Annotated in this window: 17 protein-coding genes; 6 read left to right on the top strand and 11 right to left on the bottom strand. The window is 74.7% G+C overall.

The window, feature by feature from the left end:
- Window positions 1-100 precede the first annotated feature (100 nt).
- From N555_RS26915 to N555_RS0114480, 3 genes are all read left to right on the top strand, one after another.
- On the top strand, window positions 101-421 hold the full coding sequence (locus N555_RS26915; protein ID WP_029432214.1) for a lipopolysaccharide assembly protein LapA domain-containing protein: 321 nt from the start codon (window positions 101-103) through the stop codon (window positions 419-421).
- A gap of 2 nt (window positions 422-423) precedes the next feature.
- Window positions 424-915, top strand: a complete 492-nt coding sequence (locus N555_RS0114485) for a hypothetical protein (RefSeq protein WP_029432213.1) — start codon at window positions 424-426, stop codon at window positions 913-915.
- A gap of 67 nt (window positions 916-982) precedes the next feature.
- Complete coding sequence (locus N555_RS0114480; protein WP_081866237.1) at window positions 983-1,918, top strand: formylglycine-generating enzyme family protein; 936 nt, start codon at window positions 983-985, stop codon at window positions 1,916-1,918.
- Window positions 1,919-2,006: 88 nt separating this feature from the next.
- Here the strand turns inward: N555_RS0114480 and N555_RS0114475 are convergent, their stop codons facing one another.
- The gene (locus tag N555_RS0114475; protein WP_051684087.1) at window positions 2,007-2,909 is read right to left on the bottom strand and encodes a DMT family transporter; all 903 of its coding nucleotides are present in this window, start codon (window positions 2,907-2,909) and stop codon (window positions 2,007-2,009) included.
- Window positions 2,910-3,061: 152 nt separating this feature from the next.
- Between N555_RS0114475 and N555_RS0114470 the strand changes: the two genes are divergently transcribed.
- Window positions 3,062-4,045: a rod shape-determining protein gene (locus N555_RS0114470; RefSeq protein WP_029432210.1), complete on the top strand. Its 984-nt coding sequence runs from the start codon at window positions 3,062-3,064 to the stop codon at window positions 4,043-4,045.
- Window positions 4,046-4,048: 3 nt separating this feature from the next.
- Here the strand turns inward: N555_RS0114470 and N555_RS0114465 are convergent, their stop codons facing one another.
- The 5 genes from N555_RS0114465 to N555_RS0114445 form a co-directional block, all read right to left on the bottom strand.
- Complete coding sequence (locus N555_RS0114465) at window positions 4,049-7,012, bottom strand: FtsW/RodA/SpoVE family cell cycle protein (RefSeq protein ID WP_051684141.1); 2,964 nt, start codon at window positions 7,010-7,012, stop codon at window positions 4,049-4,051.
- Between the two features lie 22 nt (window positions 7,013-7,034).
- Window positions 7,035-8,246 (bottom strand): hypothetical protein, encoded by a 1,212-nt coding sequence (locus tag N555_RS0114460; protein ID WP_029432208.1) that lies wholly within the window; start codon window positions 8,244-8,246, stop codon window positions 7,035-7,037.
- Window positions 8,247-8,356: 110 nt separating this feature from the next.
- Complete coding sequence (locus N555_RS0114455; protein WP_029432207.1) at window positions 8,357-8,947, bottom strand: hypothetical protein; 591 nt, start codon at window positions 8,945-8,947, stop codon at window positions 8,357-8,359.
- Window positions 8,940-10,097 (bottom strand): carboxylate-amine ligase, encoded by a 1,158-nt coding sequence (locus tag N555_RS0114450; protein ID WP_051684086.1) that lies wholly within the window; start codon window positions 10,095-10,097, stop codon window positions 8,940-8,942. The genes N555_RS0114455 and N555_RS0114450 overlap by 8 nt, the downstream gene beginning before the upstream one ends.
- Complete coding sequence (locus N555_RS0114445) at window positions 10,094-10,969, bottom strand: class II glutamine amidotransferase (RefSeq protein ID WP_051684085.1); 876 nt, start codon at window positions 10,967-10,969, stop codon at window positions 10,094-10,096. Before N555_RS0114445 ends, N555_RS0114450 begins: the two co-directional genes overlap by 4 nt.
- 232 nt (window positions 10,970-11,201) lie before the next feature.
- Here N555_RS0114445 and N555_RS0114440 point away from each other — a divergent pair, with 232 nt between their 5' ends.
- A complete protein-coding gene (locus tag N555_RS0114440) occupies window positions 11,202-12,512 on the top strand; it encodes an APC family permease (protein ID WP_029432204.1) in 1,311 nt (436 codons plus the stop codon).
- A gap of 34 nt (window positions 12,513-12,546) precedes the next feature.
- Window positions 12,547-14,148: an MFS transporter gene (locus N555_RS0114435; RefSeq protein ID WP_029432203.1), complete on the top strand. Its 1,602-nt coding sequence runs from the start codon at window positions 12,547-12,549 to the stop codon at window positions 14,146-14,148.
- 122 nt (window positions 14,149-14,270) lie between these two features.
- On the opposite strand, the gene N555_RS27965 is transcribed toward N555_RS0114435, so the two are convergent.
- Genes N555_RS27965 through N555_RS0114410 form a run of 5 tightly spaced genes read right to left on the bottom strand, consistent with a single transcriptional unit; the run spans window position 14,271 to window position 19,067 of the window.
- Complete coding sequence (locus tag N555_RS27965; RefSeq protein WP_156036373.1) at window positions 14,271-14,426, bottom strand: hypothetical protein; 156 nt, start codon at window positions 14,424-14,426, stop codon at window positions 14,271-14,273.
- Window positions 14,423-15,355 carry a carbamate kinase gene (gene arcC, locus N555_RS0114425; RefSeq protein WP_029432202.1) on the bottom strand — a complete coding sequence of 311 codons (933 nt, stop codon included), beginning with the start codon at window positions 15,353-15,355 and terminating at the stop codon, window positions 14,423-14,425. Before arcC ends, N555_RS27965 begins: the two co-directional genes overlap by 4 nt.
- Window positions 15,356-15,360: 5 nt before the next feature.
- Window positions 15,361-16,365, bottom strand: a complete 1,005-nt coding sequence (argF, locus tag N555_RS0114420; RefSeq protein WP_029432201.1) for an ornithine carbamoyltransferase — start codon at window positions 16,363-16,365, stop codon at window positions 15,361-15,363.
- 25 nt (window positions 16,366-16,390) lie between these two features.
- Entirely contained in the window at window positions 16,391-17,635 is a 1,245-nt protein-coding gene (locus N555_RS0114415) for an arginine deiminase (protein WP_029432200.1), read from the bottom strand.
- 22 nt (window positions 17,636-17,657) lie between these two features.
- Window positions 17,658-19,067 (bottom strand): amino acid permease, encoded by a 1,410-nt coding sequence (locus tag N555_RS0114410; protein ID WP_029432199.1) that lies wholly within the window; start codon window positions 19,065-19,067, stop codon window positions 17,658-17,660.
- Between the last annotated feature and the right edge of the window lie 64 nt (window positions 19,068-19,131).

Here is a 19,131-nt window from a genome sequence, read left to right as displayed (position 1 = left end):
CCCAGCCTCGCGGCCCGCCGGCCCGGCCACGTCATCCGGCCCGGGTGAGGCACGGCCCAGCCGGGCGGAGCAGGGTCGGGCCCCGACGGAGGAGGCGACCATGGTCCAGCAGAGTCCGCCGCCGGCGGGCCCGACCGGCCCGGCCGGGGGCCCCGGCCCCGCGCCGGCCACGAAGTCCGGCCTGAGCGCCGGGGTGGTGTCCACCCTCCTGGGCGGTGGCCTGCTCGTGGTGTTCATCGTGCAGAACCGCAACGACGTGCGGTTCGACTTCCTCTGGTGGGGCTTCACCTGGCCCCTCTGGCTCTACACCATCGTCACGGCGACGCTCGGGGCCGTGGTGTGGATCGGGCTCGGGATCCTGCGCCGGCACCGCCGCCGGGTGGCACGGCGGGCCGCGCGGCGGGACGAGTTCGACGACTGACCGTGCGCGCCGCCCTGGAGACGCATCTCCGCTCCGAGCAGGTGGCCCGGGTGGTCTACGGCTCCATCATCGGGCTGGCGCTGGTGGTGGTCGTCGAGTCCCGTCCCCCCTCCACCGGGGTGCTGATCGGCTGGTTCATCGGCACCGCCGTCGCCGTCGCGCTCGCCGAGGTCTACGCCGAGATCATCGGGATCGAGACCCGGGAGCGGCACCGCGTCACCCGTGCCCAGCTCCGGCACATGGGCGACGACGCCCTCGCGGTCGGGTTCGGCGTCGCCTTCCCCGACGTCTTCTTCCTCCTCGCGGCCCTGAGCGTCCTCGACCTCGACACGGCCTTCACGGTCGCCAAGTGGAGCGGGCTGGGCCTCATCGGCTTCTACAGCTACTGGGCGGCGCGCTTCGCCGGGTCCAGGGTGCTCCGCGCGCTGGTCCAGGCGTCGGTCATGGCGTTGGTGGGCGGCGGGCTGATCGCGCTCAAGGCCTTCCTGCACTAGCCGCCGGGGCGACGACCACACCGCCCGGATGAGGCGTGCACCGGCCCGGGCCCGCCAGCATCGCGGCATGACGCAGCACGCCGACGCCCTGCCCTCCGGTCTGCCCGTGGCGCACTGCTGCGGCGCGCCGAGGTCCCCGGGCGGCACGGACGCGGCAGCGACCGACGACAGCGGCCCGCTCGCGGCGGGAGCGGCGGCGCAGGAGCTGCTCCTCGACCTCCCCGGCGGCACGTTCCGGATGGGCTCGGACGAGGTGCGCTACGCCGCCGACGGCGAGGGACCGGTCCGGCCGGTCTCCGTCGACGGCTTCCGGATCGCCGCCCACACGGTGACCAACGCCGACTTCGACCGCTTCGTGACCGCCACCGGGTACACGACCACGGCCGAGCGCGAGCGCTGGTCGTTCGTCTTCGGCGGCCTGCTGCCCGACGACTTCCCCCCGACCCGCGCCGCCGCGGCCACCCCGTGGTGGCGGCAGGTGTACGGGGCGACCTGGCAGCACCCTGAGGGCCCGCGCTCGGACGTCGACGACCGGGGCGACCACCCGGTCGTGCACGTCTCGTGGGTGGACGCCCGGGCGTTCTGCCGCTGGGCCGGCGGCCGGCTGCCCGCGGAGGCCGAGTGGGAGTACGCCGCCCGCGGTGGCCTGGAGGGCATGCGCTTCCCGTGGGGCGACGAGCTGACCCCCGGCGGGGAGCACCGCATGAACGTGTTCCAGGGCGAGTTCCCCGCCCGCGACACAGGCGACGACGGGCACGTCGGCACGGCGCCGGTCGACGCCTTCGCGCCCAACGGGTTCGGCCTCTACAACACGACCGGCAACGTGTGGGAGTGGTGCGCCGACCGGTTCGCGACGGGGCGGGTGGAGCGGGTCATGCGCGGGGGCTCCTACCTCTGCCACGCGTCCTACTGCGAGCGCTACCGCTGCGCCGCCCGCTCCCCCAACACCCCCGACAGCAGCGCCGGCAACGTCGGTTTCCGCATGGCGGCCGACGCCGGGTGAGGGGGCGCCGGGTCATCCGGCGCAGGCGAGGTGGCCGGCCCGGTCCCTGCCTAGCGTCGGCCCCCCATGAGCTCCCCGAACACGGAGGTCAGACGTGCACCCCGCCCTCGGCGCCCCTCCCCCGCTCCGCTCCCGCGGGCTCCCCGGTGCGGGCCAGCAGGACGACGCCGACGCAGGCGACCACGGCCGCGGGCAGCCAGATCACGGCCCGGCCGGGTTCCAGGTGCTCCCCCAGCAGCAGCCGCGCCGCCGGGACGGCCGCCAGCGGGTCGAGCAGGATCAACGCCGGCAGCGACCAGGCCAGCGATCCGCGCGCGTAGGCCTGCTGGCCACCGATGATCGCGACGCCGGCCACGACCGCCGCCCCCCAGACGGTCACGCCGGCCAGGGCGTGCGCCCAGCCCTCCTCCTGCAGGCTGTGGATGCCGACGGAGATGAGCACGGCGCCGATGCCGGCCGCGATGCCGGCGGCGCTCCCGCAGGCCAGCGCCCCGCGCGGCCCGTGCCCCGCGAAGGTGGCGACCACGACCAGCAGGATCGAGACGCCGACCGCGAGCACGATCGCGAGGACGGCGGGCTCCGGCGGGTCGACGGCCCGGGCCGGCTTCGCGGCGAGCAGGAAGACCGCCAGGCCGCCGGTGGTCAGCGCCACCCCCAGCAGCTCCTTCCGCAGCGGCACCTGCCGGGTCCGGACGGCGCGCATGCCCAGGCCGAACACGAGGGTGACCGCCAGCGTCGGCTGCACCACCGCGACGGGCGCGACCGCCAGCGCGACCACCTGCGAGGCGGTCCCCAGCATCGTGGCGGCCTGGCCGATCATCCAGCGGCGCCGCCGCATCAGCCGGCGCAGGCTCAGCCCCCGGTCGGTGGTGCTGAGCTCGGCCGCCTCGTGCTGGAGCACCGCCCCCACGGCGAAGAGCACCGCCGCCAGCGTGGCGATGGCCATGCCGGCCAGCGGGTTCCCGCCCGGTGCGGCGGCGGCGGTCTCCATGTCTGAACAGCATGCCGGGAATCCGGCCTCCCGCACCCCCGGCGCACGGTTCCGGACCTCCGCCACGCCGTCCACGGTGGACGGCGCACGGGAGCCTGGACCGGGCGTCGGTGCACCTCCAGACTGAACCGCCCGCGCGACAGGAGACCGGCATGGATCTCGGCATCGACCTGGGCACCGCGAACACCGTGGTGAGCGACCCCCGCCGCGGCATAGTCTTCGACGAGCCGAGCGTCATGCTGCTGCCGCAGGGCGCGCGCCGGCCGAAGGTACTCGCCGTCGGCCGGGAGGCGGCCGACCTCCTGGGCCGGGCCCCGTCCCGGTTCCTGTCGGTCCGGCCGCTGCACGACGGCGTGGTCACCGACCTGGAGAGCGCCCGGCTCTACCTGAAGGCGGTCCTGCAGCGGGCCGGCCGGCGGTCGTGGAACCCGGCCCGCGCCGTCATCGGGGTGACCGCCGACTCCACGCCGCTGGAGAACCGCGCCCTGCTCGAGGCGGCCGAGGAGTCGGGCCTGCGGCCGGTGACGGCCCTCGACAACGCGGTCGCCGGAGCGGTGGGCTGCGGCCTGGACCCGCTGGAGCGGCGGGTGCACATGGTCGTCGACGTCGGCGGCGGGACGGCCGAGGCGGTCGCGTTCTGCTACGGCGGGGTGCTCGCCCAGCGGACCGCCAAGGTGGGCGGCGACCAGATGACGGTGGCGGTGGCCCGCTTCCTGCGCGAGCAGCACCAGCTGCACGTCGGGGAGATCGAGGCGGAGCGGGTCAAGATCGCCTCCGCGGGCGTGGACGACGGCCCGCTCGTCGTCCAGGGCCGCGACGGGGTGACCGGCCGGGCCCGGCTGGCGACGGTGCCGGCCGCCGACGTGGCGGCCGCCGTCCGCCCCGTGGTGACCGAGGTGCTCCGGACGCTCATCGCCTGCCTCGACGACCTCCCGCCGCAGGGGCTGGCCGACGTGCTGGCCGAGGGCGTCCTCGTCTTCGGCGGGGGGTCCCTGGTCGCCGGCTTCGCCCAGGAGCTGGAGCGCGAGCTCGGCCTCCCGGTGAAGCTCGCCGAGCAGCCCCTCACCTGCGTGGCCGAGGGCGCCGCCCGGGCGCTGCGCAACCGTCCGCTGCTCGCCGCCTACGGCCGCCACTGACCGTCAGGGCGCCTGCACCGGGCCGGTGCCGAGCACGGCCGCCGCGTTGGCCAGGTAGTAGCGCAGGCCGTCGGAGACGACGGCCGAGGCGCTGTTGGCGCCCGTCCCCGGCCCCTGCACCAGGGCCGTCATCACGATCTCGGGCGCCTCCATCGGCGCCACGGCCGACATCCAGTTGTCGTACTCGTCGTCGGGGAGGCTGCCGTCCTGCGCCGTCCCGGTCTTCGCGCCGACGGTCACCCCGAAGACCGCGGCCCGGCTCCCGGTGCCGCCGGCCACGACCTGGACCATGCCCTCGCGCACCGGTCCCAGGTCGGCGGGGAAGGGCAGCGGGGTCACCACCGGCGCGGGCAGCGCGGTGAAGGCGGCCGACGGGGTCCCGGCATCCGTGCCGACCGCCATCCCGAGGCGCGGCACGACCAGGGTGCCGGTGGACACGGCCGCGGTCCACAGCGCGTTCTGGATCGGCGTGACCTGCAGCTCCCCCTGACCGATCCCGAGGATGACGGTGGAGCCGCCGAACCACGTCCCGCCGTCGGCCTCGACCGAGGCCGGCGTGCCCAGGTAGCCGGCCGACTCGCCGGGCAGGTCGATGCCCGTGCGCCGGCCGACCCCGAGCTGGTGGGCCGTGTCGATCATCGCGTCCGGGCCGAGCGCGACCGCGAGCTTGTAGAAGTAGACGTCGTTGGAGGCGGCGATGGCGTCGACCATGTCCATCGGCCCCATCGGCCGCCAGTTGTGGAAGACGTGCCCGCCGTACAGGTACTCCGCACCCGTGGTCACGACGTCGTCGGCGCCCCAGACCGGGTGCGCCTGGTTGGCGGCGGCGACGACGAGCTTGAACGTCGACCCGGGGGGCACCGCCCCCTGCGTCACGTGCTCGAGCATCGGCGAACCGGGCGCCGTGGCCGCTGCCTGCAGGCCCGCGTTGTCGATCGGCGGCCCGTAGAGGTTGTTGTCGAACGACGGGTAGCTGGCGATGGCGAGGACCTGCCCGGTCCGGGGGTCCATGGCCACGGCCGCGCCGATCCGGTCGGCCGGGTGGGGCTGGGCCCGCACGGCGGCGGCCACGTCGGCGTCCAGCCGGCGCTGCAGGCCCATGTCCAGCGAGAGCCGCAGCGTCGCCCCCGGTACCGGGTCGCGGCGCTCCCCGAGGGTGACCGGCACCCCGCGCGGGTTCACGTAGAGGCACTGCCGCCCGTCGATCCCGCGCAGCACGGCGTCGTACTCCTGCTCCAGCCCGGCGCGGCCGACGACCGCCCCCGCCGGCAGGCCCGGCCAGCGCTCCTCGTCCTCGGGTGTGGCCACGCCCACGAAGCCCAGCACCGGGCCGAGCAGCGCCCCCTGCGGGTACACCCGCCGCGGCTGGGCGACGACGAACACCCCGGGGATGCCGGCCCCCCGGATTGCGTCCCCGACGGCCCGGGGCACGTCGGCCACCGGCAGCGACAGCGTGGTGTCCGCCGCGCCGTCGATCGGCGCGTGCAGCTCCGCGGGCGGCCGGCCGGCCAGCTCCGCGAGGCGGTCGACGTCGGCCGGCCGGGCGCGCAGCAGGGCGGGCACGACGAGCACCCGGTCCACCCCGAGCCCGGCGTCGGCGGCGTCCAGCGCGAGCAGTTCGTCGTGCCGGTCGGTGATCGCGCCACGCGCCGCGGCGAGCGGGAAGCACCGGGTCATCTGGTCGTCGCCCACCACCTGCAGCTCGGCGCCCTCGGTGGTCTGCAGCCGCCAGCCGTAGAGCCCGAAGGACAGCAGCAGCACCGACAGCGCGGCGGCCGCCAGCCGGACCAGCCGCGGCCGCGGGGCGCGCCGGCCGGCCGGCGTCCACAGCCGCCGGCGGGCGCCGTCACGGCGGACGGCGAGCACCACACCGAGCGCGGCCAGGTGCACGACGAGGGCCGTGCCGCCGTAGCTGACCAGCGGGAACGGGACCCCGGCCAGGGGCAGCAGCCCGAGGTTGGCGCCCACGGAGATGACCGTCTCGACGCCGAGCAGGATGGCCAGCCCGCCGGCGACCAGCGACCCGTGCGGCGTGCGCGAGGTCCGGCTGGCGAGCGCGAGCCGCCACACCAGGATGATCGCGGCCAGGACGACGCCGGCACCGGCGACCAGGCCCCACTGGCCGACCAGGCTGGCCAGCGCCAGGTCGGTGTCGCGTTCCGGGAGGTACTGCGAGCGCAGCAGCCGCAGCGGGTCGTCCTGGTTGCCGAAGAGCCCCGCGGAACCGAGCGCGATGTGCGCCTGGCGCACCGCCCAGCCCGAGCCGGTCGGGGACTCGTGCGCGCCGACGAGGAAGCTGCCCAGGCGCGACACCTGGTACGGCCGCAGCAGGCTGATCAGCAGAGGCGCCGTGACGACGGCGGCGGCGGCCAGCGGCGCGAGGAAGCGCATCGGCACGCGCCCGATCACGAGCATGCCCGCGGTGAGCACGATCAGCAGCATCGAGGTGCTCAGGTCCGGCTGCAGGAGGGTGAGCCCGATCGGGACGGCCGCCAGAACCAGGGCGAGGACGAACCGCCGCCAGGCCGGCCGTGCCGAGCCGAGGACGGCGGCCAGCACCAGCAGCAGCGAGAGCTTGGCCAGCTCCGAGGGCTGGAAGGTGACCGGGCCGACCGAGATCCAGCGGGTGGCCCCGTTCGCTGCCAGGCCGACGGCGAGGACCCCGGCGAGCAGGACGACGGCCACGCCGTAGGCGACCCAGGCCAGGACGCCGAGGAACCGCACCCGCACGCGCCAGAACACGGCCAGCGCCAGGATGCCGGCGGCGGCGATGGCCGCCTGCCGGACGGCCAGCTCCCGCTCCCCGATGAGGTACAGGTTGGCCAGACCGAGACCGACCAGCGCCAGCGCGGCGACGACGGCCAGCAGGTCGAAGGCGGCGCTGCGGCGGTCGCGGCGCTGCTGCCGGGTCGCGCGGGCGCGGACGACCGGACGCCGCGGCATGGGCGCGGAGCGGGTCCCCGTCATCTGCACTCCCTCCCGGCGGCGGTCATCCGCCGTCTCCGGACAGGCAGGTGCCGACCAGCACCGGCGGTGAGGCGGCGACCGCCGGGGGGCCCGTGACCGCGAAGACGGCGAGGGCGGGCAGCGCCGGCAGCGCGACGATCCCGACGACGGCGGCGCGGTCGGCGCCGGCCGGGACGGTGAGCGTGCCGCCGGGCGCCAGGGTCACGGCGCCGGTGCAGCGGTCGACCACCGACCAGGTCCAGGGGACCACCTGCTGCTCGGCGCCCGGAACCACGCGGATGAGGAGGCGGACGGTGCACGGCGCACCCGGCTCGCACGCGTCGAGCGCCCGCAGGTCGACCGCGGCGACGGCCCCCGCGGCAGGCGGGGCCGGGGCCGGGACGGGGGGCTCGGCCGGCTCCGGGTCGACGTCCCCCTCCTCCCCGCGTCCGGCGTCCAGGAGCAGGTCGATGTCGGCGGAGATGTCGTCGCGGAGGACCACGACCTCGGCGGCGACGATGCCGGCGAGCACCACGATCGACGCCAGCCAGGCGCCGATCCGCCGTCCGGTCCGGGCGGGTGTGCTCCCCGCCGGCTGGACCTGCGTCGCCGGGCGCGGCGCGGCCGGCCGGCCCGCGACTCCGGCACCCGGGGCGCTGCCGCCCCCCGGCACCCCCGCACCGGCCACCGCCGCCACCGCGCGGACCAGCGCGCCGAGCTCCCCCTGGACCGCCGGCCGGTCGACCGGGGCGGCCGCCGCCCGGACCGTCCGCGCGGCACCCGCGACCCCGGCGGCCGGCAGCTCCGCGACCGCCCGGGAGAGCGCGCCCAGGAGCCGGTCGCCCGCCGGGTCCGCGGCGGGGTCGGGGACGACCGAGGCCGCCAGCACGTCCGCGAGGACCACCCGGACGGGCCGCCCGCCCCGGGCCGCGGCGGTCGCGACCAGCACGCGCCCGTCGGCGGTGACGTGGACCCGGCCGCGGACCCGCTCCTCCTCCGCCCCGCCGTCGGGAACGGGTTGCCGCAGCGCTGCGTCGAGCACCTCCGCGGCGATCTCGAGCGCCTGCGCCGGGGAGAGCCGGGCCAGGGCGAGCAGGCGGGAGAGCTCCACGGGCGGAGTCCCCGGCGGGGTCTCCTGCGGGATCGCCCGCGGGGTCTCCTCGAGGGGCTCGGCGGTCCCCGGCGCGGCCGCTCCGAGCGGCGGCGACTCCTCCGGTTCCCCCCGTCCCGGCTGCCGGGTCGTCAGGTCCGTCACCGACCACCACCCCCGCCCGACCGCTGCTGACCGGGGCTCTCGCCCGCGAGGAGACCCTCCCGATGCTGGCCCCGGCGGAACCGGATGTCACCGGGTTCGGACACGGCCGGTCACGACGTCGCGATCCGGACGAAGTGCCCCCCGGCGTAGCGCCACCGCACGGTGAGCGGCACCGAGGGCCCATCGGCGCGGGTGTCGTCGGTCCCGTAGGCCGACATCACCGCCACGAGCTCGCCGTCGGTGACCGCGAGCCGGTCGGGGACGTAGACCGGCGGGAGCTGGGACTCCTCCCGCAGCGTCCGTGGGCTGGGCACGCCGGCGAGCAGTCGGCCGGTCGAGGTGAAGGCCTGGACCTCCTGCACCACGCCGTTGGACGGCTGGGGCGAGCACTCCAGCAGCACCACGGTGTCGGGCGCGGAGTCGCCGTCGACGTCCCCCTGGGGGGTCGCCAGGACCCGCACGTCGTAGTGCTCGAAGTACGGCGGCCGAGCCGGGTCCGCCGCGACCCGCGCCACCCCGCCGTGCACCGGTGCCGCCAGGCCGCCGGGCACCGTGCCGTCGCAGGTGAGCGTGTACGTGGTGTCCAGCCAGTCGATCTCCGGATCCGCGGCCTCGCCCCCGCTGCGGGCACCGCACCCGGCCACCAGCAGGCCGACCAGCAGGGTCCGGCCGCCGGCACGGGCCGCCCCCCGCTCAGCCACCGGGACCGCCCTCGGCGCCGATGTCGGCCACCGCCCGCACGAACCGGTCGACCGGGCCGGCACGCCACAGCGCGCGCTGCCGGTCGCTGCCGGATCCCTTCCGGAGCCGCGCGGCGAGCAGGGCCGTCACCGCCTCGGCATCGCCGGTGACCTGCAGCTGGGGCGCCAGGACCAGCGGCAGCCGGTCCAGGACCCGGGCCGCCGGGACCCAGCCGCCGTGCCGGGGGTCCAGCACGCGGGCGCGCGTGCCCAGGCGGGCCGCCGCCGACGCCGCGGCCCCCAGCTCCCGGTCGGACGCGACCGGCGCCGGACGGCCGGCCTCCTCGTCGGCGACGGCGCCCATGACGAGGGCCCGGCACAGCCCGGTGAGCAGCACGGAGTCGGCCACGGTGAGGCACTGGTCGGCGATGCGGATCTCGATCGTCGGGTAGCGCGGCGACAGGCGCGCCCAGTAGTAGATCCCGCGCTCGTCGACCGCCGCGTGGCTCTCGACCGCGTCGGCCACCCGCCGGTCGTAGTCGGCCGCGTCGGCGCAGACCGGCGGCGGGCCGAAGGACGGCCAGTTGCGCTGGACGACGAACCGGTGGCTGGACCAGCCGGTGTCGCGACCGCGCCAGAGCGGGCTGTTGCCGCTCATCGCCAGCAGGACGGGCAGCCAGGGCCGCAGCCGGGCGAGCACCGCCGTCCCGAGGTCGCGCGACGCGACCTCGACGTGGACCTGTACGGCGCAGGTGATCTCGTCGCCGTGGACCCCGGTCACGGAGCTCACCAGGCGCCGGTACCGGGGGTCGTCGGTGAGGTCGAGGATCCCCGGCGCGCCGACCGGTGGCGTGCCCGAGGCGACCAGGGAGGCGCCGAGGTCCGCCGCCGCCCGCGCGAGTCCGGACCGGGCCGCCGACAGCTCCCGGCCCACCGCGGCCAGACCCGCGCACACGGGGGTCGCGACCTCCACCTGGCAGCGGGCGAACTCGGTGTGCGCGCCGATCCCGGGCGGGACCGCGGCGAGCACCTCCGGCGCCACGTCGGCGACCCGGCCGTCCGGCCGGAGCAGCAGGTACTCCTCCTCCACCCCCACGGTCGGGACGCCGGCCGCCGGGACGCCGTCGCCGGGCACGGCCGGGCGCCGGGTCAGCCCGGGCGCCGCGGTCAACGGGTGCCCGGCAGGGAGCCGGCCGCCGTCAGCCCGCGCACCTGGGGGACGACCGGCTCGAAGGGGTGCAGCTCCTCCGTCCCGTCCCGCAGGACGACGCAGGTGGACTCGGAGACCTCCCGCCAGGCGCCCCGGAGCCCGCCGAGCGGCTCGGAGACCACCATCCGGGCGTCGTCGGAGAGGCGCTGGAGGACCTCGTTCTCCGGGTACTGCTCGCGCAACGTGGCGACCTCGACGCTGTGGAACAGCGAGCGGGAGCGCCCCTCGCTGGAGTACCGGAAGGCCCAGAGGGTCTCTCCGTCGGTCGTGGCCACGGTCATCTGCACGGGGAAACGCTCACCGTGGCGGCGGCCGATCTCTTCGATCAGGCCGACGGCCCGGGCGACCGCCGACGGCGGGTCCTCCTCCAGGCCGTACGTCAGCGCGAGGTTGAAGAACAGCTCGGAGTCGGTGGTCCCCTCGATGCCGGGGTACAGCTCGGGGGCGACCGCCAGCGCGAGCTCGCGCTTCATGGCGGCGAACCCCGCCAGGTAGCCGTTGTGCATCCACAGCCACCGCCCGTGGCGGAACGGGTGGCAGTTGGTCTGCTGCACGACCGAGCCCGTCGAGGCCCGGACGTGGGCGAAGACCAGCGGCGAGCGGATGTGCCCGGCGAGCTCGAGCAGGTTCCGGTCGTTCCAGGCCGGCTCGGTGCTGCGGAACTGCCCCGGGATCTCCCCCTCGCCGTACCAGCCGAGGCCGAAGCCGTCGCCGTTGGTGGGTTCGGCGCCGAGGCGAGAGCGCAGGCTCTGCACGATCAGCGAGTTCTCCGGCGTGTACAGCAGCTCCCGGACGAGGACCGGTGACCCGGTGTAGGCGATCCAGCGGCACATGTCAGGCCGTCCCGGCGGCTGGGCCGGTCGATCCGGACGGGCGTGGGCTGGTCATGGGGCGCCTCCCGGGGGGTTCGTCGCTGCTGCCCCATCCCAGCCCCGCGGGCGCCCTCCGCCCATCGCCCACGACGGATGAGCTCTGTCGCCCGCCGCCGGAGCGCGGGCGGGCGCCGGCGGCTGCTCCTCCGCGCCGGATGAGGCACCCCCACCGATCAGCGCGGTAGGGAGTGCCATGACCGTCCAGGACCGTCCCGCGGCGCGGCTGTCCGTGCGTCAGGCGGCCTTCATCGGCGTCGGCGCCATGGTGGGCGCCGGCATCTTCGCGCTGCTGGGGGCCGCCGGCGAGGTCGCCGGCGCCGCCGTCTGGATCTCCTTCCTGCTCGCCGGGGCGGTCGCCGTCCTGCAGGGGTACTCGTTCGCCAAGCTGGGCGCCCGCTACCCGTCGGCCGGCGGGCTCCTCGAGTACGTCGTGCGTGGGTACGGCAACGGGCACGTCACCGGCGTCGTCGGCTGGCTGCTGCTGGCCGCCAACGCGATCATCACCGCGATGGTCGCCGTGTCGTTCGGCAGCTACGCGTCCGGGGCCTTCGCGGACGGCGGCGCCGGCTGGACGAAGGGCTTCGCGGTCCTGGTGGTGCTGGCCATGACCGCGCTCAACGTCGTGGGCTCGCGGGCGGTGGCCCGGGCGCAGACCGTGATCGTGGTCGTGGTGGTGGGCATCCTCACCGTCTTCGCGATCGCGACGCTGTCGAACCTCGACCCGTCCCTCCTCGCCTTCTCCGGCTACCCCTCGGTGCGCGACATCGTGTCCAGCGTCGCGCTCACCTTCTTCGCCTTCCTCGGCTTCGGCGTCATCACCTTCACCGCCAAGGACCTCGCCGAGCCGGCCCGCCAACTGCCCCGGGCGGTCTACCTGGCCCTCGGCATCGCGACGGCGGTGTACGTCGCCGTGGCCATCGGGGTCTTCGGCACGCTGACCGTCGACGAGGTGGTCGACTCTGGGGGGACCGCGCTCGCGGTGGCCGCGCAGCCGGTCCTGGGGGACGCCGGCTACTGGCTGATGACCGTCACCGCGCTCTTCGCGACCGCCGGAGCCACCAACTCCGGGCTGTACCCGGCCGCCGGGCTGTGCGAGCACATGGCCGCGTCCGGCCAGTTCCCGCCGGTCCTGGGCCGCCGGGTCCGCGACCGCGCCCCCGCCGGCATCCTGCTGACCGCGGCCGTGGCCATCGTGCTGTCCGCCGGGTTCGCGCTCACCGCCATCGCCTCCATCGGCAGCGCGGTCGCCCTCATCGTCTTCGCGCTGGTGTCGGCCGGGCACCTGCGCATCCGGCGGACGACGGGGGCGAGCACGGCGCTGCTGGTGCTCGCGGTGGGATCCGCCGTCATCGTGCTGGTGACCTTCGCGCTGACCACCCTCGTCGAGGAGCCCGGCACGGCCGTGGCGCTCGCCGCCATCCTGCTCCTGAGCATCGCCCTGGACCTCGGCTGGAAGCGCTCCCGGCGGTCGGCTGGCGGAGTGCCCCTCACTCCCGCGGGGTGAGCCCCTCCGCCCGGACCCACCGGACGATGAGCGGATGGCGAGCGATCCCGCGGCGGCGCCCGCACCCTCCGCACAGACCCCGAGCCGCCTGCTCCCCCTGCTCCTGGCGATGGCGATGTTCGTGCTCGTCGTCGACACGTCGCTGATGAACGTCTCGATCTCAGCCGTCGTCGAGGACCTCGGCACGACCGTCTCCGGCGTGCAGTCCGCCATCGCCCTGGAGGCGCTGGTGTCGGCCGCGTTCATCCTCATCGGCGGCAAGGCCGGCGACCTGTTCGGCCGCAAGCGCGCCTACGTGCTGGGCCTGCTCGCCTACGCCGTCGGGGCCATCGCCATGACGCTGGCCCAGAGCCTGGTGGCGATCATCGTGTTCTGGGCCGTGATCGGCGGGCTCGGGGCCTCGCTGCTCCTGCCGGCCATGCAGTCGCTCATCCACGGCAACTTCGACGGGCCGGCCCGCACCAAGGTGTACGCCCTCGTCGGGGCCGCCGCGGCGATCGCCGCGGCCGTCGGCCCGCTGCTGGGGGGCGTCATCACGACGTTCCTGTCGTGGCGGGTCGGGTTCCTGCTCGAGGCCGTGATCATCGCGATCGTGCTCTCGGGGATCGGGCTGGTCCGCGACGTCGAGTTCACCGGGTCGCGGCACGTGGACGGCGTCGGGTCGGTGCTGTCGGTGCTCGCCATGGGCGGCATCGTGCTGAGCATCCTGGTCTGGCAGGAGGGCGGCGAGTCCGTCCTCGCGCTGATGCTCGTCGGGCTGCTCTCCATGGCCGGCCTGGTCTGGTGGCTGCGGCGGAGCAAGCGCGCCGGCCGGCCGACGCTGCTCGACCCGGATCTCTTCTCCTCGCCCTACTTCCGGCTGGGCGTCTCCCAGCAGCTGCTCCAGCAGATCGCCCTGGGCGGCACGATGATCGTGCTGCCGCTGTACCTGCAGATGGTGCTGGAGTACGACGCCCTGGGTGCCGGCCTGTCCATCGCCCCGCTCTCGCTCAGCATGTTCGCGGTCGCCCTCGTCGCCGGCCGGCAGGCGGGACGCCATCGCCCGGCCGGCATCGTCCGCCTCGGCTTCGCCCTGCTGACGGCGGGGCTGGTCGTGCTCGTCCCGCTGGTCCCCCGCGCGGACTCCGGCTGGTGGCTGACCGTTCCGCTGCTGATCGCCGGATCCGGGCTCGGGATGCTCGTGTCGCAGCTGAACAACTACACGCTGAGCCCCGTCTCCGACGAGCGGGTGAGCGAGGCCGCGGGCGTGAACTCCGCCGCGGGGTCGTTCGGCCTGTCCTTCGGGCTGGCCTTCGCCGGCGCGATCATGCTCGCCGTCCTCTCGGTCGCCTTCACCCGCGGCGCCGAGGACAGCGACGTGCTGTCGGCTCCCGAGAAGGAGCAGGTCTCCCAGGTCCTCGAGGACGACGCCGAGCTGATGAGCACCACCGGCCTGGAGGAGCTGCTGGCCGACCAGCCTCCCGCCACGAGCGCGGAGATCGTCCGGATCAACACCGACGCCCGGCCGCCGGCGCTGCAGATCGCGCTGCTCATCCCCATCGTCGCGGGGCTGCTGGGCCTGGCCAACTCCTTCCGCATGGTCCGGCTGCCCGACCCGGTCCCGGCCGGCTCGACCGAGGGGCTCGCGCTCGGCTGACCAGACGAGGTCGTCGGCGGTGCGCTCGGGAGACGGTCCGACGGGACCCGCGGCCAGCAGCACACGACGACGGTGTCGCCGGGCCGCAGCACGGCTCGGTGATCGGTGCGGGCGACCGCGCCCTAGCGGTGGGTGAGCCCGCGGACGAGGTCAGCACCGGTGTCGGCGGCGACCTCGGTGGCCGAGCGCAGGTAGGGCGCCGACGGACCGCCGGTCGCCTCCCCCACCACCGGCACCGTCGGCTGGGTGGTGACGCGCCGGACGGTCGACGCGCTCATCGGATCTCCATCCCCTCGGTCTGCACCGAGATCCGCGTGCCGCCGTCGCCGTCGAGCATGCTCGTCAGCTGGTCGAGCGAGCCGATGGCGGCCGGCCGGCCGGTGGCCCGGGCGAACTGCGCCGCGGCCTCGACCTTCGGTCCCATCGAGCCGGCCGGGAAGAGGCCGGGATCCAGGGCGTCCGGGTGCACGCGGGACACGGCGCGCTGCCCGGGTGTGCCCCAGTCCAGGTAGACGGCGTCGACGTCGGTGGCGATGACCAGGAGGTCGGCGGCCAGCTCCTGGGCCAGCACCGCGCTGGCCCGGTCCTTGTCGATGACCGCCTCGATGCCGGTCAGTGTGGAGCCGCCGCCCACGTACGCGGTCGGGATGCCGCCGCCGCCCGCCGCGATGACCACGCACCCCTGGGCCAGCAGCCACTCGATGGGGCGGATCTCGACGATCCGCTGTGGCTTCGGCGAGGGGACGACGCGCCGCCACGCGGCGCCGTCCTGCCGGAAGACCCACCCGCGGCGGGCGCCGAGCTCGTCGGCGGTCTCCGCCGGGTAACCGGGGCCGACGAACTTCGTCGGGGCGGCGAACGCGGGGTCCTCGGCGTCGACCACCACCATCGTCACGACCGTGGCCAGCGGCTTGTCCGGCGGGACCAGGTTGCCCAGCTCCTGCTCCACCAGGTAGCCGATCATCCCGTCGGTCTGGGCGCCGAGGACGTCGAAGGGATAGGCCGACACCTCGTCGTAGGCGGCGGCCTGCAGCGCGAGCAGGCCCACCTGCGGGCCGTTGCCGTGCGTGATGACCAGTTCGTGCTCCTGGGCCACCGGCGCCAGGGACTTGCAGGCGACGGCGATGTTGTGCCGCTGCCCGGCGACGGTCATCGGTTCGCCACGGCGCTGCAGCGCGTTGCCGCCCAGCGCGACGACGATCCTCACGGCGCTCAGTCGCCGATCGTGGCGACCATGACCGCCTTGATCGTGTGCAGACGGTTCTCGGCCTGCTCGAAGGCGATGTTGGCCGGGGACCGGAAGACCTGGTCGGTCACCTCGAGTCCGTCGCTGATCCCGGTGAGGTCGGCGACCTTCCGCCCGACGACGGTCTTCGTGTCGTGGAACGCCGGCAGGCAGTGCATGAAGCGCACCCGCGGGTCGCCGGTGAGCTCGAGCGCCCGCGCGTTCACCTGGTACGGGAGCAGCTCGTCGACACGGGTCTTCCACACGTCGTCGGGCTCACCCATAGACACCCAGACGTCGGTGTGCACGAACGCCGCCCCGGGGAGCGCCTCGGCGGGGTCGGCGGTCAGCGTGATCCGCGCACCGGACTCCTCGGCGCGCTCGCGGGCGAGGTCCTGCACGTCCTTGTCCGGCCAGAGCGCCTCCGGGGCGCAGATCCGCACGTCGGCGCCCAGGATCGCGCCGGTCACCAGGAGCGAGCGGCCCATGTTGAACCGGCCGTCGCCCATGAAGCAGTAGGCCAGCTCGTGCGGCCGCTTCCCCGAGTGCTCGGCCATGGTCAGGAAGTCGGCGAGCATCTGGGTCGGGTGCCACTCGTCGGTGAGCCCGTTGTAGACCGGGACGCCGGACGCGGCGGCGAGCTCCTCGACGGTGGCCTGCGCCTTGCCCCGGAACTCGATCGCGTCGAACATCCGGGCCAGCACCGAGCCGGTGTCGGCGGCGGACTCCTTGTGCCCGATCTGCGAGGACTGCGGGTCCAGGTAGGTGACGTGACCGCCCTGGTCGTGGGCGGCGACCTCGAAGGCGCACCGGGTGCGGGTCGAGGTCTTCTCGAAGATCAGCGCGACGTCCCGGCCGCGCATCCGCTGCCGTTCGATGCCCGTCGCCTTGGCCCGCTTGAGGTCGTGGGACAGGTCCAGCAGGAACTGCAGCTCGGCGGCGGTGAAGTCCGCCTCCTTGAGGAAGTCGCGGCCACGCAGGTTCAGTGCCATGTCGGTGTCCGTCCGTGGGAGGGCGTCAGGCGACGGCCGCGGCGACGCCGCCGACCGGGTCGCGCTGGATGGGGCAGGACATGCAGCGCGGGCCGCCCCGGCCGCGGCCGAGCTCCTCGCCGGCGATCGTCACGATCTCGATGCCGTTCTTGCGCAGGAAGGTGTTCGTGGTCGTGTTCCGCTCGTAGCCGAAGACCACCCCGGGGGCGACGGCGAGGAAGTTGTTCCCGTCGTCCCACTGCTCCCGCTGCGCGCCGAGCAGGTCGATCGGCGTCCGCATCACGCGCACCTTGTCGACGCCGAGGGCCTCGGCCACCACCGGCCACAGCTCCGCGTTCTCGGTGACCTGGTAGTCGCCGCCGGTGCCCTGCGGGGTCAGGGTGAACGACCGCAGCGACGGCGGCAGCATGGGGTACACGCTGAATGCGTCCCGGTCGATCATCGTCATCGCGGTGTCCAGGTGCATGAACGACCGGGTCTTCGGCAGCTCGACGGCGATCACCTTCGTGACCCGGCCGTGCCGGAAGTACTCGCGGGCGAGGAACTCCAGCCCCTGCGGGCTGGTCCGCTCCCCCATCCCGACCATCACCGCGCCGTTGCCGATGACGAGGATGTCCCCGCCCTCGCAGTTGGCCGGGTCGTGGTTCAACTCGTCGTTGCCGTAGTAGAAGTGCGGCGGGTCGGCAGTGAACATCGGGTGGAAGTTCCAGACCAGCCGGGAGTTGATCGTCTCCCGCTTGCGGGCGGGCTTGCTCATCGGGTTCACCGACAGCCCGTCGTAGACCCACGCCGAGTTGTCCCGCTGGAACAGGTGGTTGGGCAGCGGCGGCAGGAGGAAGTCGTCGTCGTCCAGGTACTCGAGGAACAGGCTCGACGTCTTCGGCAGGTCCAGCTCGTGCTTCAGGACGCCGCCGACCAACACCTCGGCGAGCCGGTCGGCCGGGGCCTGCGCGACCAGTTCGTCCAGCGGCGCGTCGAGCGCGGGGCCGAACCGGGTCGCATTGGTCAGCTGGTCCTGGAGGAACTCGCGGGCGCCGGGCTGCCCGAGCGCCTCCACGAGCAGGTCGTGGAAGAGGTGGACGCGGACGCCCTTCTGCCGCAGCTTCTCGACGAACGCGTCGTGCTCCTCGCGGGCCCGCTGGGCCCACATCACGTCGTCGAACAGCAGGTCGTCGACGTTCTGCGGCGTGAGCCGGGTCAGCTCGAGGCCCGGGCGGTGCACGATCACCTGGTGGAGCCGGCCGACCTCGGAGTCGACGGACAGCGGCATGGCAGCACTCCTTCTCGGCACGTCAGGCGCGCCAGGCGGGAACAGGCGGCGGCTCCGACATCGAGTGCCGGTGCCTGAGGTAGATCGGGATGCCGGCGGCGAACGCACCACCCGCGAAGATGAAGGGCAGGTACTCCTTCCAGGTGCTCTCCTCGCCGGTGTTGCGCGAGTACCAGATGAAGAGCACGGAGAAGACCAGCCCGACGGCGGCGATGCCGACGTCACGGACGAAGCGCGGCGTGTGCAGCTCCCGGTGGTCGACCAGCCGCCACTTGATCTGCGCCAGCGCGGAGAACGCGTAGGGGATCGCGGCGGTGATGCCGCTCATGTACACGAGGGTGTTGAACACCGTGATCCCGACCGAGCCGGCGTAGGACATGATCATGAAGACCGACGCCAGCGCCGTGGAGGCGATGATTCCGACGGCAGGGACGCCGCGGCCGTTCAGCCGGCCGAAAGCGTGCGGGAACAGCCCGTCCTTGGCCGCCGCCAGCGGCATCTCGGCGCAGATCATCGTCCAGCCGTTGAGCGCACCGAACCCGGAGACGACCACCAGAGCCGACATCACGTAGCCGGCCCACGTCCCACCGACCATCTCATTGACCGCGGTCGCGAAGGGCGCGGTCGACTCCGACAGCGAGGCGGCGGAGACGATGCCGAAGACCGCCGTCAGCGAGAGCAGATAGACGACGGCGGTACCGAGGGTGCCGAAGATCGTGGCGCGCCCGACGTTCTTGTCGGGGTCGCGCACCTTCGCCGCGGCCACCGCCGCGCACTCCACGCCGAGGTAGCTGAAGAGGCACAGGGCCATGGCCCCCCCGATCGCGCCGACGGCACTGTCACCGCTGGTGTTCCAGACCTCGAAGTTGGCGCTGTCGATGTAGAAGAGACCGACGGTCGACATGAAGACCAGCGGGATGAACTTGAGGATCGACGTCCACAGCTGCACGGCGCCCATCGCCCCGACGCCACGCAGGTTGATTGCCGCGGGCAGCCACAGACCGACGAGGGCCAGGGCGATCGAGAAGAGCTTGTTCTGGTCCTCGTTGACGAACTCCTCGACGTAGAGCACCCACCCCACGACGATCGCCGCGTTCCCGGACCACGCGGTGATCCAGTAGAGCCAGGCGTTGGAGAAGCCGGCCATGTTCCCGAAGGCGGCGCGGGCGTAGGCGTAGGGCCCGCCGTCCGCGGGGAGCCGACGGCTCAGCGAGGCGAACATGACGGCCAAGGCCAACGCGCCGACCGTGGTCAGCGCCATCGCGATCAGGCTGATCGGGCCGTAACCGGCCAGGGAGGCCGGCAGGTTGAAGATCCCGACCCCGATGATGCTGCCGACGATGAGCGCCGTGGCGGCGCCGGGCCCGAGGGTCCCGCGGGGCTCCTCCTCGACCGGCGGGGGGCCGGTCGGCTTGGCGGACGCGGTGCTCATGCGGCGCTCCTCTCGCGGGGCCTGCTGGCCGCCATTGCACGGGAAGCGCGCGTCCGGGGGCCTC

It is taken from the genome of Blastococcus sp. URHD0036, assembly GCF_000701365.1.
Classification (GTDB): Bacteria; Actinomycetota; Actinomycetes; order Mycobacteriales; family Geodermatophilaceae; genus Trujillonella.
The sequence above is the reverse complement of the archived record's forward strand: the minus strand, read 5'-3'. Positions and strand labels throughout refer to the sequence as shown.

Excerpts from the sequence above, each read along its gene's own strand:
- N555_RS26915 (WP_029432214.1), top strand. The coding sequence starts at position 101 with ATGGTCCAGCAGAGTCCGCCGCCGGCGGGCCCGACCGGCCCGGCCGGG.
- N555_RS0114480 (WP_081866237.1), top strand. The coding sequence starts at position 983 with ATGACGCAGCACGCCGACGCCCTGCCCTCCGGTCTGCCCGTGGCGCAC.
- N555_RS0114475 (WP_051684087.1), bottom strand. The coding sequence starts at position 2,909 with ATGGAGACCGCCGCCGCCGCACCGGGCGGGAACCCGCTGGCCGGCATG.
- N555_RS0114470 (WP_029432210.1), top strand. The coding sequence starts at position 3,062 with ATGGATCTCGGCATCGACCTGGGCACCGCGAACACCGTGGTGAGCGAC.
- N555_RS0114465 (WP_051684141.1), bottom strand. The coding sequence starts at position 7,012 with ATGACGGGGACCCGCTCCGCGCCCATGCCGCGGCGTCCGGTCGTCCGC.
- N555_RS0114445 (WP_051684085.1), bottom strand. The coding sequence starts at position 10,969 with ATGTGCCGCTGGATCGCCTACACCGGGTCACCGGTCCTCGTCCGGGAG.
- N555_RS0114440 (WP_029432204.1), top strand. The coding sequence starts at position 11,202 with ATGACCGTCCAGGACCGTCCCGCGGCGCGGCTGTCCGTGCGTCAGGCG.
- N555_RS0114435 (WP_029432203.1), top strand. The coding sequence starts at position 12,547 with ATGGCGAGCGATCCCGCGGCGGCGCCCGCACCCTCCGCACAGACCCCG.
- N555_RS27965 (WP_156036373.1), bottom strand. The coding sequence starts at position 14,426 with ATGAGCGCGTCGACCGTCCGGCGCGTCACCACCCAGCCGACGGTGCCG.
- argF (WP_029432201.1), bottom strand. The coding sequence starts at position 16,365 with ATGGCACTGAACCTGCGTGGCCGCGACTTCCTCAAGGAGGCGGACTTC.
- N555_RS0114415 (WP_029432200.1), bottom strand. The coding sequence starts at position 17,635 with ATGCCGCTGTCCGTCGACTCCGAGGTCGGCCGGCTCCACCAGGTGATC.
- N555_RS0114410 (WP_029432199.1), bottom strand. The coding sequence starts at position 19,067 with ATGAGCACCGCGTCCGCCAAGCCGACCGGCCCCCCGCCGGTCGAGGAG.